This window comes from Klebsiella sp. 141161 (genome assembly GCF_050600815.1).
Taxonomy (GTDB): domain Bacteria; phylum Pseudomonadota; class Gammaproteobacteria; order Enterobacterales; family Enterobacteriaceae; genus Klebsiella; species Klebsiella aerogenes.
In genome coordinates, this window is sequence record NZ_JAQIRN010000001.1 from 949,783 (window position 1) to 964,307 (window position 14,525).

Sequence of the window (14,525 nt, forward strand, 5' to 3'; positions counted from 1 at the left end):
AAATCAAGCTGACGTTACCATGCCGCGTCTGACACATTTCTTTTCAGCGTTCGGCTTTGCGAGCCTCCTCGTGAAAGCCCGCCAATTCAGACCTTTCCATACGCTCTTTTCATAATTCCTCCATTTTTGCGGGGCGTTCCGTTACTAAACTAGTATCATTCAGCGAAAGCTTCAGGATGAGATAGCAAAACAATGAAAAGCAGTAACACACTTCGTTGGGGAATAGTCCTGACGGTAATTTTGGTGGCGGGAGCCGCCTATTGGTTCTGGCACGATCGTTCCGAAGAGACAACCGCAGGCGCCGCTGGCGCAAGTCAGCAAGGAGCAAAAGCGCCTGCCGGGGCGCGTCACGGGCGTTTTGGGGCAACGCTGGCCCCGGTGCAGGCGGCAACAGCCACCAGCGAAGCCGTCCCCCGCTACCTTACTGGCCTGGGGACTATCGCCGCGGCGAATACCGTGACCGTGCGCAGTCGGGTTGACGGCCAGTTACTGAGTATTCATTTCCAGGAAGGTCAGCAGGTCAAAGCCGGCGATCTGCTGGCGCAAATCGATCCCAGCCAGTTCAAGGTGGCGCTGGCCCAGGCGCAGGGGCAGCTTGCCAAAGATAACGCCACCCTCGCAAACGCACGCCGCGATCTCGCCCGCTATCAACAACTGGTGAAAACAAATCTTATCTCCCGTCAGGAGCTGGATACCCAGCAGTCACTGGTGGTCGAATCCGCCGGTACGGTTAAAGCCGATCAGGCCGCCGTCGCCAGTGCGCAACTGCAGCTGGACTGGACCCGCATCACCGCGCCGATTGACGGGCGCGTGGGCCTGAAGCAGGTCGATATCGGCAACCAAATTTCCAGTGGCGACACCACCGGTATTGTCGTTCTCACGCAAACTCACCCTATCGATTTGGTCTTTACCCTGCCGGAAAGCGATATCGCCACCGTGGTACAGGCGCAGAAAGCTGGTAAAACGCTGAGCGTCGAGGCCTGGGACCGAACCAATAAACAGAAGATCAGTACAGGCAGCCTGCTGAGCCTCGATAACCAAATCGATGCCACTACCGGCACTATTAAGCTTAAGGCCCGCTTTAATAACCTCGATGACGCATTGTTCCCGAATCAGTTCGTCAACGCCAGAATGCTGGTGGATACCGAGCAGGATGCGGTCGTGATCCCCACCGCCGCGCTACAAATGGGCAATGAGGGGCACTTCGTATGGGTGCTGAACAGTGAGAATAAAGTCAGCAAACATACGGTTACGCCGGGTATTCAGGATAGCCAAAAAGTGGTGATTAACGCCGGACTGTCAGCGGGAGACCGGGTGGTGACCGATGGTATCGACCGCCTGACCGAAGGCGCTAAGGTCGAAGTCGTCGAAGCTCACAGCGCCGCGCAGGAACAACCTGCCGCCCGCCAGAGTGGTAAAAACGGAGCGGGCGCCTGATGCAAGTCTTACCCCCGAGCAGTACGGGCGGTCCGTCCCGGCTGTTTATTATGCGTCCGGTGGCGACAACGCTATTGATGGTCGCCATTCTGCTGGCCGGGATCATCGGCTATCGCTTCCTGCCGGTCTCCGCGCTGCCGGAAGTTGACTACCCGACCATTCAGGTGGTGACACTCTACCCCGGCGCCAGCCCGGATGTGGTGACGTCATCGATTACCGCGCCGCTGGAACGCCAGTTTGGCCAGATGTCCGGCCTTAAGCAGATGTCCTCGCAAAGTTCGGGCGGCGCGTCGGTCATCACCCTGCAGTTCCAGCTGACCCTGGCGCTGGATGTCGCTGAACAGGAAGTGCAGGCGGCCATCAACGCCGCGACCAATCTGCTGCCGTCTGATTTACCCAACCCGCCGGTTTACAGCAAAGTGAATCCGGCGGATCCGCCGATCATGACCCTGGCCGTCACCTCCAGCGCGATGCCGATGACGCAGGTCGAAGATATGGTGGAAACTCGGGTGGCGCAGAAGATTTCTCAGGTTTCCGGCGTCGGTCTGGTGACGCTTGCCGGCGGCCAGCGTCCTGCGGTACGCGTTAAGCTCAATGCCCAGGCGATCGCCGCGTTAGGTTTGACCAGCGAAACCGTGCGTACCGCTATTACCAGCGCCAACGTGAATTCAGCGAAAGGTAGTCTTGATGGTCCGGCCCGCGCGGTCACCCTTTCCGCCAACGATCAGATGCAGTCGGCAGAAGATTACCGTCGGCTGATTATCGCCTATCAGAACGGCGCGCCGATCCGTCTTGGCGATGTCGCGACCATCGAGCAGGGCGCCGAGAACGCCTGGCTTGGGGCGTGGGCCAATAAGCAGCGGGCGATCGTGATGAACGTCCAACGCCAGCCGGGAGCGAACATCATCGCCACCGCCGACAGCATCCGCCAGATGCTACCGCAACTGACCGAGAGCTTGCCTAAATCCGTTAAGGTACAGGTGCTTTCTGACCGCACCACCAATATTCGCGCGTCGGTCAGCGATACCCAGTTCGAATTGCTGCTGGCCATCGCGCTGGTGGTGATGATCATTTATCTCTTCTTACGCAATGTCCCGGCGACAATCATCCCCGGCGTCGCCGTGCCGCTGTCGCTGGTCGGCACCTTCGCGGTCATGGTGTTCCTCGATTTTTCGATTAACAACCTGACGCTAATGGCATTGACCATCGCCACTGGTTTCGTGGTCGATGACGCTATCGTGGTCATTGAAAACATCTCCCGCTATATCGAAAAAGGTGAAAAACCGCTCGCCGCCGCGCTGAAAGGCGCGGGGGAAATCGGCTTCACGATTATTTCATTAACCTTCTCGCTGATTGCCGTACTGATCCCGCTGCTGTTTATGGGTGATATCGTTGGGCGATTGTTCCGCGAATTCGCCATTACCCTCGCGGTGGCGATTCTGATTTCGGCGGTGGTCTCGCTGACCCTGACGCCAATGATGTGCGCGCGGATGTTAAGCCACGAATCGCTGCGCAAACAAAACCGCTTTTCGCGGGCCAGCGAGCGTTTCTTCGAGCGGGTGATTGCCGTTTATGGCCGCTGGCTAAGCCGGGTACTGAACCACCCATGGCTAACGTTGAGCGTAGCGTTAAGTACCCTGGCGTTATCGATTCTGCTGTGGGTCTTTATCCCGAAAGGCTTCTTCCCAATCCAGGATAACGGCATTATTCAGGGCACCTTACAGGCCCCGCAGTCGGTGTCGTTCGCCAGTATGGCGCAACGCCAGCAGCAGGTATCCGATCTGATTCTGAAAGATCCGGCGGTTGAAAGCCTGACGTCGTTCGTCGGCGTTGATGGCACCAATCCGGCGCTGAACAGCGCGCGTCTGCAGATTAACCTTAAACCACTGGATGAACGCGACGATCGCGTGCAAACGGTCATCAGTCGTCTACAGCAATCGGTGGCAAGCGTCCCTGGTATTGAGCTCTATCTCCAGCCAACGCAGGATCTGACTATCGATACCACCGTCAGCCGAACTCAGTATCAGTTTACCCTGCAGGCTAACTCGCTTGATGCGCTGAGCAACTGGGTGCCGCAATTGCTGTCGCGCCTGCAATCCTTACCCCAGCTTGCCGACGTCAGCAGCGACTGGCAGGATAAAGGGCTCGCGGCTTATATTAATGTCGATCGCGATAGCGCCAGCCGGCTGGGTATTTCCATGGCGGATGTCGATAACGCGCTGTATAACGCCTTTGGCCAACGGCTGATCTCGACAATTTATACCCAGGCCAACCAATATCGCGTGGTACTGGAGCACGACACCCAGGCGACGCCGGGGCTGGCGGCGCTGGATAATATCCGCCTCACCAGCAGCGACGGCGGCATCGTGCCGCTGAAATCCATCGCCAGCGTCGAGCAGCGTTTTACCCCGCTGTCGGTTAACCATCTCGATCAGTTCCCGGTAACCACCATTTCATTCAACGTGCCGGATAACTACTCCCTCGGCGAAGCGGTAGAGGCTATTTTGTCAGCCGAGCTGTCGCTGGATTTCCCAAGCGACATCCGCACCCAGTTCCAGGGCAGTTCCCTCGCGTTCCAGTCGGCGCTCGGTAGCACCGTCTGGCTGGTCGTCGCGGCGGTAGTCGCCATGTATATCGTCCTCGGCGTACTATACGAAAGCTTCATTCATCCCATCACCATTCTTTCAACCCTGCCGACCGCGGGCGTCGGGGCGCTGCTGGCGCTATGGCTGGCCGGTAGCGAGCTGGACGTGATTGCCATCATCGGCATCATTCTGCTGATTGGTATCGTGAAGAAAAACGCCATCATGATGATTGACTTTGCCCTCGCCGCCGAGCGCGAGCAGGGGATGCCGCCGCGCGAAGCCATTTACCAGGCCTGCCTGCTGCGTTTCCGGCCAATCCTGATGACCACCCTCGCCGCCCTGCTTGGCGCGCTGCCCTTGATGCTTAGTACCGGCGTCGGCGCCGAATTGCGCCGCCCACTGGGCATCGGTATGGTCGGTGGCCTGATGCTCAGCCAGGTACTGACGTTATTCACCACGCCGGTCATTTATCTGCTGTTCGATCGGTTATCGCTGTATATGAAGAGCCGCTTCCCGCGCCGTGAAGAGGAGGCGTAAGTGAAGTTCTTCGCTCTCTTCATTTATCGGCCGGTGGCGACGATTCTTATTTCGCTGGCGATTACCCTATGCGGAGTCCTCGGATTCCGCCTGCTGCCGGTCGCGCCGCTGCCGCAGGTGGATTTCCCGGTGATCATGATTAGCGCCTCGCTGCCCGGCGCCTCGCCGGAAACCATGGCCTCATCGGTGGCAACACCGCTGGAACGATCGCTGGGGCGCATTGCCGGGGTCAATGAAATGACCTCGTCGAGCTCGCTTGGCAGTACCCGCATCATCATGGAGTTTAATTTCGATCGCGATATTAACGGCGCCGCCCGCGACGTGCAGGCGGCGATTAATGCCGCGCAAAGCCTGCTGCCGAGCGGGATGCCCAGCCGCCCCACGTATCGCAAAGCTAACCCGTCCGATGCGCCGATCATGATCCTGACGCTCACCTCGGATACCTATTCGCAGGGCGAGTTGTACGATTTCGCGTCAACCCAGCTGGCGCAAACCATCGCGCAGATTGACGGCGTCGGCGATGTCGACGTCGGCGGCAGCTCACTGCCGGCGGTGCGCGTCGATCTTAACCCGCAGGCGCTATTTAACCAGGGCGTCTCACTGGATGCCGTGCGCAGCGCCATTGATAACGCCAACGTGCGTCGCCCGCAGGGCGCTCTGGAAGATGAAACCCATCGCTGGCAGGTGCAGACCAATGATGAACTGAAAACCGCGGCGGAATATTTGCCGGTGATCGTCCACTACAACAACGGCGCGGCGGTACGCCTTGGCGACGTGGCAAAAGTGACGGATTCAGTGCAGGATGTGCGTAACGCCGGGATGACCAACGCGAAACCAGCGATCCTGTTAATGATTCGCAAGCTGCCGGAAGCCAACATTATTCAGACGGTCGACAGCATCCGCGCCCGCCTTCCTGAGCTACAGCGTACTATCCCGGCCGCCATTGATTTGCAAATTGCCCAGGATCGTTCGCCCACTATCCGCGCTTCGCTGGAAGAGGTCGAACAAACGCTGGTGATCTCGGTCGCGCTGGTGATTCTGGTGGTCTTCCTGTTTTTGCGCTCCGGGCGCGCAACGCTTATCCCGGCCGTCGCCGTGCCGGTATCGTTAATCGGTACCTTCGCCGCCATGTATTTATGCGGTTTCAGCCTCAATAATCTGTCGCTAATGGCGCTGACCATCGCCACCGGTTTCGTTGTCGATGACGCCATCGTGGTGCTGGAGAATATTTCCCGCCATCTTGAGGCGGGAATGAAGCCGCTGCAGGCCGCGTTACAAGGCAGCCGTGAAGTCGGCTTTACCGTGCTGTCGATGAGCCTGTCGCTGGTGGCGGTGTTCTTACCGCTGCTGCTGATGGGCGGCCTGCCGGGTCGCCTGTTGCGCGAGTTCGCCGTCACGCTATCGGTAGCGATCGGTATTTCGCTCGCCGTGTCACTCACGCTGACGCCAATGATGTGCGGCTGGCTGCTGAAAAGCGGCAAACCTCATGAACCAACGCGGAATCGCGGCTTTGGCCGCCTGCTGGTCGCTATTCAGGGCGGCTATGGCAAATCGTTAAAATGGGTGCTGAAGCATAGTCGCCTGACTGGCCTGGTGCTGCTCGGTACGATGGCGCTCAGCGTGTGGCTGTATATCGCCATTCCGAAAACCTTCTTCCCGGAGCAGGACACCGGGGTGCTGATGGGCGGAATTCAGGCGGATCAGAGTATTTCCTTCCAGGCGATGCGCGGCAAACTGCAGGACTTTATGAAGATCATCCGCGAGGATCCGGCTGTCGATAACGTGACCGGCTTTACCGGCGGCTCGCGGGTGAATAGCGGTATGATGTTTATCACCCTGAAACCGCGCGACCAGCGCCACGAAACGGCGCAGCAAATCATCGACCGGCTGCGGAAAAAGCTGGCGAAAGAGCCCGGCGCGAATCTGTTCCTGATGGCGGTGCAGGATATCCGCGTTGGCGGGCGTCAGTCGAACGCCAGCTACCAGTACACCCTGTTATCGGACGATCTGTCGGCGCTGCGTGAATGGGAGCCGAAAATCCGCAAGGCGCTGGCGGCGCTGCCGGAACTGGCCGACGTTAACTCGGACCAACAGGATAACGGCGCGGAGATGGATCTGGTCTACGATCGCGACACCATGTCACGCCTGGGCGTCAGCGTGCAGGATGCCAACAGCCTGTTAAACAACGCTTTCGGCCAACGGCAAATCTCGACCATCTACCAGCCGCTCAACCAGTACAAAGTGGTAATGGAAGTCGATCCGCTTTATACCCAGGACGTTAGCGCGCTGGAGCATATGTTTGTCATCAGTAAAGACGGGAAACCTATTCCGCTGTCGTATTTCGCCAAATGGCAACCGGCGAACGCGCCGCTTTCGGTCAACCACCAGGGGCTATCGGCCGCCTCGACCATCTCCTTCAACCTACCGACCGGCAAATCGCTGTCGGAAGCCAGCGACGCCATTGACCGGGCGATGACCCAGCTCGGCGTGCCGTCGAGCGTCCGTGGATCCTTTGCCGGCACCGCGCAGGTATTCCAGCAGACGATGAACTCACAGGTGATCCTGATTATCGCCGCCATCGCTACGGTGTATATCGTGCTGGGGATCCTCTACGAAAGCTACGTGCATCCGTTAACGATCCTCTCTACCCTTCCGTCAGCGGGGGTTGGCGCGCTGCTGGCGCTGGAGTTGTTCGGTGCCCCATTCAGCCTAATCGCCCTGATAGGGATCCTGCTATTAATTGGCATCGTGAAGAAAAACGCCATCATGATGGTCGATTTCGCCCTTGAAGCGCAGCGTACCGGCAATCTTCCGCCGGAAGAAGCCATCTTCCAGGCCTGCCTGCTACGTTTTCGCCCGATCATGATGACCACCCTGGCGGCGCTGTTCGGCGCGCTACCGCTGGTGCTGTCTGGCGGGGATGGTTCAGAGCTGCGGCAGCCGTTGGGGATCACCATCGTCGGCGGTCTGGTCATGAGCCAGCTGCTGACGCTGTACACTACCCCGGTGGTCTATTTGTTCTTTGATCGTCTGCGGCTGCGTTTTACGCGCAAGTCTTCTCAACCGGTAAGCGAATAAGATGACAGATCTGCCCGCCAGCGTACGCTGGCAGTTATGGATTGTGGCCTTCGGCTTCTTTATGCAGTCGCTGGATACCACCATCGTCAACACCGCCCTCCCCTCGATGGCCAAAAGCCTTGGGGAGAGCCCGCTGCACATGCATATGGTGGTGGTCTCGTATGTGCTAACGGTGGCAGTCATGCTACCGGCCAGCGGCTGGCTGGCGGACCGGGTTGGCGTGCGCAATATTTTTTTCAGCGCCATTGTGTTGTTTACCGTCGGCTCGCTGTTCTGCGCCCAGGCAACCACCCTCGATCAGTTGGTGATGTCCCGCGTGCTGCAAGGCGTCGGCGGCGCGATGATGGTACCGGTCGGGCGGCTAACGGTGATGAAAATCGTTCCACGCGATCAGTATATGGCGGCGATGACCTTCGTCACCCTGCCCGGCCAGGTTGGCCCCCTGCTCGGCCCGGCGCTTGGCGGGGTACTGGTCGAATATGCTTCCTGGCACTGGATTTTCTTGATCAACATCCCGGTTGGCATCATCGGCGCTATCGCCACATTATGCCTGATGCCGAACTACACCCTGCAGACCCGGCGCTTTGATATCCTTGGTTTTATTCTGCTGGCGGTGGGAATGGCCACCCTGACGCTGGCGCTCGACGGTAAAAAAGGGCTCGGTATCTCGCCGCTGCTGCTCGCCGCGCTGGTCGCCGGTGGCCTGATGGCCATAATTTTTTATTTGTGGCACGCCCGCGGCAACGTTAACGCATTGTTCAGCCTCAATCTGTTTCGCAATAAAACCTTCTCGCTCGGTCTTGGCGGCAGCTTTGCCGGGCGTATCGGTAGCGGGATGTTACCGTTTATGACTCCGGTATTCCTGCAAATTGGCCTCGGCTTCTCGCCGTTCCACGCCGGGCTGATGATGATCCCGATGGTGCTGGGCAGCATGGGGATGAAACGCATCGTGGTGCAGGTAGTAAACCGCTTTGGCTATCGCCGCGTACTGGTTTTCGCAACCCTCGGCCTGGCGCTGGTGAGTTTATTGTTCATGGCCGTCGCTCTGGCCGGCTGGTACTGGCTGCTGCCGCTGGTGCTGTTTCTGCAGGGTATGATTAACTCCAGCCGTTTCTCATCAATGAATACCCTGACGCTAAAAGACCTGCCTGATGAGTTGGCCAGCAGCGGCAACAGCCTGCTCTCAATGGTTATGCAGCTCTCGATGAGTATCGGCGTGACCATTGCCGGGCTCTTGCTGGGTATGTACGGCCAGCAGCATATCAGCGCCGATGCGCCAGCCGTTCATCAGGTTTTCCTCTACACCTATCTGAGCATGGCGGTGATTATCGCCCTCCCGGCACTTATCTTTTCCCGTGTACCGAACGATGTCGGCAGCAACACCGTCATCCGCCGACGCAAAAGGAGTGAATCGTGAAACTTTGGCGCCCGGGTATCACCGGTAAGCTGTTCCTGGCTATTTTCGCCACCTGTATCGTGCTGCTGATTAGCATGCACTGGGCGGTGCGCATCAGCTTTGAGCGCGGCTTTATCGACTATATAAAACGCGGTAATGAACAGCGATTAACGATGCTCGGCGATGCGCTCAGTGAACAGTACGAGCAGCACGGCGACTGGAAGTTTTTGCGCAATAACGATCGTTTTATCTTCCAGTTACTGCGCACCTTCGAGCGCGATAACGACGAACGCCCACCGGGTGGTCCGGGCCCGCATGGCGAGCCAGGGCCAATGCCCGGGCCTGGCCCGCGGCCCGATATGCCGCCGCACGGCTGGCGCACGCAATTTTGGGTTGTCGATCAACAAGGGCGCGTGCTGGTAGGCCCGCGGGCGCCGGTACCGCAGGACGGCACCCGGCGCAACATTGTCGTCGACGGCGTGACCGTTGGGGCGGTGATCGCCTCGCCGGTCGAGCGGCTCACGCGCAACACGGATATCAATTTCGACCGCCAGCAAAAACGCACCAGTTGGTTGATCGTCGCCCTCGCCACCATCCTCGCCGCGCTGGCTACTTTCCCGTTGGCCCGCGGGCTGCTGGCGCCGGTCAAACGGCTGGTGGAAGGCACCCATAAGCTGGCGGCGGGCGATTTCTCTACCCGCGTCACGGTCACCGGCGGGGATGAACTGGGTCGTCTGGCGCAGGATTTCAACCAGCTTGCCAGTACGCTTGAGCGTAACCAACAGATGCGCCGCGATTTAATGGCCGATATTTCGCATGAACTCCGCACGCCGTTAGCGGTCCTGCGCGGCGAGCTGGAGGCCATTCAGGACGGAGTGCGTAAATTTACCCCGGATTCGATCTCTTCGCTGCAGGCGGAAGTCGGTACGCTCACCAAGCTGGTGGACGATCTGCATCAGTTGTCGATGTCCGATGAAGGCGCGTTAGCCTACCAGAAAGAGTCGGTGGATTTAATTGCGCTGCTGGAGGTCGCCGCAGGGGCGTTCCGCGAACGTTTCGCCAGCCGCGGGTTGACCATCGGCGTCTCGCTGCCGGATAACGCTGTCGTGTTCGGCGATCGCGATCGGCTGATGCAGTTGTTCAATAACCTGCTGGAAAACAGCCTGCGCTATACCGACCACGGCGGACGCCTGCTGATTAGCGCCAAACAAAACGGCCGCAGATTAATACTCGATTTCGCCGATAGCGGCCCCGGCGTTAGCGACGAGCAGCTGGCGCGGCTGTGCGAGCGTTTTTACCGCACCGAAGGTTCGCGTAACCGCGCCAGCGGTGGATCCGGCCTTGGGCTGGCAATCTGTATGAACATTGTCGCGGCCCACGGCGGCAGCCTGAACGCCAGCCATTCGCCTTTTGGCGGGGTTAGCATTAAAGTAGAATTACCTCTGGAACAGGATTTATCGAGGGACGTATGAGCGAATTACCCATTGATGAAAACACGCCGCGTATTTTAATCGTGGAAGACGAGCCTAAGCTCGGTCAGTTGTTAATCGACTATTTGCAGGCCGCGAGCTATGCGCCAACGCTCATTGCGCATGGCGATCGCGTACTGCCCTATGTCCGCCAGACGCCCCCGCATTTAATCCTGCTGGATTTAATGCTGCCCGGCACCGACGGCCTGACCCTGTGCCGTGAGATCCGCCGTTTTTCCGATGTGCCAATCGTGATGGTCACCGCCAAAATCGAAGAGATCGATCGCCTGCTAGGGTTGGAGATCGGCGCCGACGACTATATCTGCAAACCGTATAGTCCGCGTGAAGTCGTGGCTCGCGTGAAAACGATCCTGCGTCGCTGCAAGCCACAGCGCGTTCTGCAGGCGCTGGATGCGCAAAGCCCGCTTATCGTTGATGAGAGCCGCTTCCAGGCCTCGTGGCGCGAAAAATTGCTGGACCTGACTCCCGCCGAGTTTCGGCTATTAAAAACGCTGTCGCAGGAGCCGGGTAAAGTCTTCTCCCGCGAACAACTGCTCAATCATCTGTACGACGATTATCGCGTGGTGACCGACCGCACCATAGATAGCCATATTAAAAACCTGCGCCGTAAGCTGGAATCGCTGGATGCCGAGCAGTCGTTTATTCGCGCCGTCTACGGCGTCGGCTATCGCTGGGAAGCCGACGCCTGTCGAATGGCTTGATCACCGCGCCTCTTAGCGCAGAGAGGCGCAAAGGTTTACTCCCTCTTTCCACGGCGCTACAATGCCCGCCCTTAATGTGGGGACACTCCCCCGAATCGCCGTACCTGGTGCGGCGAGTCTGACCTGTCATCAGAACGAGAACATCATGTTTAAACCGGAACTCCTTTCCCCGGCGGGAACGCTGAAAAATATGCGTTACGCTTTCGCTTATGGCGCCGATGCGGTCTACGCCGGCCAGCCGCGTTACTCACTGCGCGTGCGCAACAATGAATTTAACCACGAAAACCTGCAGCTCGGCATCAATGAGGCCCACGAGCTGGGGAAAAAATTCTACGTAGTGGTTAACATCGCGCCGCATAACGCCAAGTTGAAAACGTTCATTCGCGATCTCAAACCGGTAGTGGAGATGGGCCCGGACGCGCTGATTATGTCCGATCCTGGTTTAATCATGCTGGTGCGCGAAAACTTCCCTGATATGCCGATACACCTTTCGGTACAGGCTAACGCCGTCAACTGGGCGACGGTGAAATTCTGGCAGCAAATGGGACTAACCCGCGTGATCCTGTCCCGCGAGCTGTCGCTGGACGAGATCGCCGAAATTCGCAGCCAGGTGCCGGAAATGGAAATCGAGATTTTCGTCCATGGCGCGCTGTGCATGGCCTACTCCGGCCGCTGCCTGCTCTCCGGCTATATCAACAAACGTGACCCTAACCAGGGTACCTGCACCAACGCCTGCCGCTGGGAGTACAACGTCCAGGAAGGCAAAGAAGATGATGTGGGTAATATTGTCCACAAGCATGAGCCTATCCCGGTGCAGAACGTTGAACCCACTCTCGGTATCGGCGCGCCAACCGACCAGGTATTTATGATTGAGGAAGCCAAACGTCCGGGCGAGTACATGACCGCCTTCGAAGACGAACACGGCACCTACATCATGAACTCTAAAGATCTGCGCGCAATCGCCCACGTGGAGCGCCTGACCCGGATGGGCGTGCACTCGCTGAAAATTGAAGGCCGCACCAAATCCTTCTACTACTGCGCACGCACCGCCCAGGTGTACCGTAAAGCGATTGACGACGCCGCCGCCGGTAAACCGTTCGACACCAGCCTGCTGGAGACGCTGGAAGGTCTGGCCCACCGCGGCTATACCGAAGGCTTCCTGCGTCGCCACACCCACGACGACTATCAGAATTATGAATACGGCTATTCGGTTTCCGAACGCCAGCAGTTTGTCGGCGAATTCACCGGCAAGCGTAACGGTAATTTGGCCGAAGTGGCGGTGAAAAATAAGTTCTCGGTCGGCGACAGCCTGGAGGTCATGACTCCGCAAGGCAACGTCAACTTTACGCTCGAACATATGGAGAACGCCAAAGGCGAAGCAATGCCGGTCGCGCCGGGAGACGGTTATATCGTCTGGCTGCCGCTGCCGGAGGATATGGCGCTGGAGTATGGTTTGCTGATGCGTAATTTCAACGGCGAGTCGACGCGCAATCCGCATAAAAATTAGTTTATTGGCGTTATTTTTTCACTATGTATGGATATTAGAATCGGATCACATACCGTTACGTTCGAAGCAGGTATCATCCATTTCGCTGAAAAACATAACCCATAAATGCTAGCTGTACCAGGAACCACCTCCTTAGCCTGCGTAATCTCCCTTACGCGGGCTTATTTTTTATGCATCCCATTTTCCCGACTTTCTTATTCCATGACGCCATTCATGCGATACACTGAGGATGACGACTAAGAATGAGGCGATAAAGGATGACCCAATTTCCAGCCAGCTTATTAATTCTCAACGGTAAAGGCGCAAATGAACCCCAACTGCGCGAAGCCGTTAATCTCCTGCGCGAAGAAGGTATCGAGATACACGTCCGCGTGACCTGGGAGAAAGGCGATGCGATTCGTTTTGTCGAGGAAGCCGAAACGCTCAAGGTGGCGACGGTAATTGCCGGCGGCGGCGATGGCACAATTAATGAAGTCGCCACCGCGCTGGTCCAGCGCGGCAGCAATATGGCGCTGGGAATACTCCCCCTCGGCACAGCCAATGATTTCGCCACCAGCGTCGGCATCCCGCAGGATTTAGCCAGCGCGCTGAAGCTGGCGATAGCCGGGCGCGATGTCCCTATTGATGTGGTACGCGTTAACAACGAGGCCGGGTTTATCAATATGGCCACTGGCGGCTTTGGTACCCGCATCACCACCGAAACGCCGGAAAAACTAAAAGCCGCGCTCGGTGGCGTCTCCTATCTGATTCATGGCCTGACGCGCATGGATACCCTGAAGCCGGACCGCTGCGAAATTCGCGGCGAGAACTTTCACTGGCAGGGCGATGCGCTGGTTATCGGCATCGGCAATGGCCGTCAGGCCGGCGGCGGTCAGCAACTGTGCCCTGAAGCATTAATTAACGACGGGCTACTGCATCTGCGTATTTTTACAGGCGAAGAGCTGTTACCGGCATTGTTCAGTACTCTCGCTAATCCCGATAATTCGCCAAACCTTATCGACGGCGTATCGCCGTGGTTTGAAGTCACCGCCGCCCATGAAATGACCTTCAACCTTGATGGCGAACCGCTAAGCGGCAAATCTTTCCGGATGGAAATCCTCGGCGAGGCGCTACGCTGCCGTCTGCCGCCGGACTGTATGCTACTGCGTTAAAACATCAGGGCGGGATATACCCGCCCTGACAACGTTATGAATATTCTACCCCTTCCCTGACGCCGCTTGCCTTACGGGCAAAGCCCGGCTGATCGACGCTAATAAACGGGCACAGACAAAACGCCAGCAGATAGAGCGCGGTATAAGCCACCACCACGCCGATGGTGCTGAAGTGCGGCAGCAGCACCACCGCAATCGCCGGCGCGAGGAAGTTCGACAGCCCGGCCGACAGGTTATAGACCGAAATCGCCGCCCCTTTATGCTCTGGCTCCAGCGCCGGGAATACCGCGGCCATCGGCACAAACGCCGCGACGAAAATCCCCAGCGCAATTGCCGGCACCAGCGCCATGGCGAAGTTATGGCCGAAGTGCTGCGGCAGGTAGTAAAACGCCAGGCTCGACAGCGCCATGCCGATGCAGCCGAACCAGCGCACCACTTTCATCCAGCCCATTTTCTCCGCCACAATCCCCCAGAAAACGTTGGAGAAGATGGTGGTGAAGAAGAACGCCGCCCACACCTGCAGCCATTCGGAAGTGGTGAAGCCAAGCTCATCGACGAACATCATCGGCATGACCACCGCGAAGCCGAACAGCGACAGGGTGTTGATAATGCGCACGATGCTGGAGAGCATAATGCTGCGGTT

At 58.0% G+C, this 14,525-nt stretch carries 9 protein-coding genes; 8 read left to right on the forward strand and 1 reads right to left on the reverse strand.

The window, feature by feature from the left end:
• The first annotated feature begins 192 nt into the window (after positions 1–192).
• The 8 genes from PGR79_RS04530 (at position 193) to yegS (ending at position 13,882) form a co-directional block, all read left to right on the forward strand.
• The gene (locus tag PGR79_RS04530) at positions 193–1,437 is read left to right on the forward strand and encodes an MdtA/MuxA family multidrug efflux RND transporter periplasmic adaptor subunit (protein ID WP_113373485.1); all 1,245 of its coding nucleotides are present in this window, start codon (positions 193–195) and stop codon (positions 1,435–1,437) included.
• Positions 1,437–4,559 (forward strand): MdtB/MuxB family multidrug efflux RND transporter permease subunit, encoded by a 3,123-nt coding sequence (locus PGR79_RS04535; RefSeq protein WP_113373484.1) that lies wholly within the window; start codon positions 1,437–1,439, stop codon positions 4,557–4,559. Before PGR79_RS04530 ends, PGR79_RS04535 begins: the two co-directional genes overlap by 1 nt.
• The gene (gene mdtC / locus PGR79_RS04540) at positions 4,560–7,637 is read left to right on the forward strand and encodes a multidrug efflux RND transporter permease subunit MdtC (RefSeq protein ID WP_430921132.1); all 3,078 of its coding nucleotides are present in this window, start codon (positions 4,560–4,562) and stop codon (positions 7,635–7,637) included.
• Position 7,638: 1 nt separating this feature from the next.
• The gene (locus PGR79_RS04545; protein WP_113373482.1) at positions 7,639–9,054 is read left to right on the forward strand and encodes an MFS transporter; all 1,416 of its coding nucleotides are present in this window, start codon (positions 7,639–7,641) and stop codon (positions 9,052–9,054) included.
• Positions 9,051–10,505, forward strand: a complete 1,455-nt coding sequence (gene baeS, locus PGR79_RS04550) for a two-component system sensor histidine kinase BaeS (protein WP_113373481.1) — start codon at positions 9,051–9,053, stop codon at positions 10,503–10,505. The genes PGR79_RS04545 and baeS overlap by 4 nt, the downstream gene beginning before the upstream one ends.
• Positions 10,502–11,224 carry a two-component system response regulator BaeR gene (gene baeR / locus PGR79_RS04555; protein ID WP_087860434.1) on the forward strand — a complete coding sequence of 241 codons (723 nt, stop codon included), beginning with the start codon at positions 10,502–10,504 and terminating at the stop codon, positions 11,222–11,224. Before baeS ends, baeR begins: the two co-directional genes overlap by 4 nt.
• Positions 11,225–11,369: 145 nt before the next feature.
• Positions 11,370–12,731: a tRNA 5-hydroxyuridine modification protein YegQ gene (gene yegQ, locus PGR79_RS04560; RefSeq protein WP_430921134.1), complete on the forward strand. Its 1,362-nt coding sequence runs from the start codon at positions 11,370–11,372 to the stop codon at positions 12,729–12,731.
• A 257-nt stretch (positions 12,732–12,988) separates the two neighbouring features.
• Positions 12,989–13,882 (forward strand): lipid kinase YegS, encoded by an 894-nt coding sequence (yegS, locus tag PGR79_RS04565; protein ID WP_047078109.1) that lies wholly within the window; start codon positions 12,989–12,991, stop codon positions 13,880–13,882.
• Between the two features lie 34 nt (positions 13,883–13,916).
• Here the strand turns inward: yegS and PGR79_RS04570 are convergent.
• The coding region (locus PGR79_RS04570) for an MFS transporter (protein WP_430921136.1) at positions 13,917–14,525 on the reverse strand (609 nt) is incomplete at its 5' end.

Excerpts from the sequence above, each read along its gene's own strand:
- PGR79_RS04530 (WP_113373485.1), top strand. The coding sequence starts at position 193 with ATGAAAAGCAGTAACACACTTCGTTGGGGAATAGTCCTGACGGTAATT.
- PGR79_RS04535 (WP_113373484.1), top strand. The coding sequence starts at position 1,437 with ATGCAAGTCTTACCCCCGAGCAGTACGGGCGGTCCGTCCCGGCTGTTT.
- PGR79_RS04545 (WP_113373482.1), top strand. The coding sequence starts at position 7,639 with ATGACAGATCTGCCCGCCAGCGTACGCTGGCAGTTATGGATTGTGGCC.
- baeR (WP_087860434.1), top strand. The coding sequence starts at position 10,502 with ATGAGCGAATTACCCATTGATGAAAACACGCCGCGTATTTTAATCGTG.
- yegQ (WP_430921134.1), top strand. The coding sequence starts at position 11,370 with ATGTTTAAACCGGAACTCCTTTCCCCGGCGGGAACGCTGAAAAATATG.
- yegS (WP_047078109.1), top strand. The coding sequence starts at position 12,989 with ATGACCCAATTTCCAGCCAGCTTATTAATTCTCAACGGTAAAGGCGCA.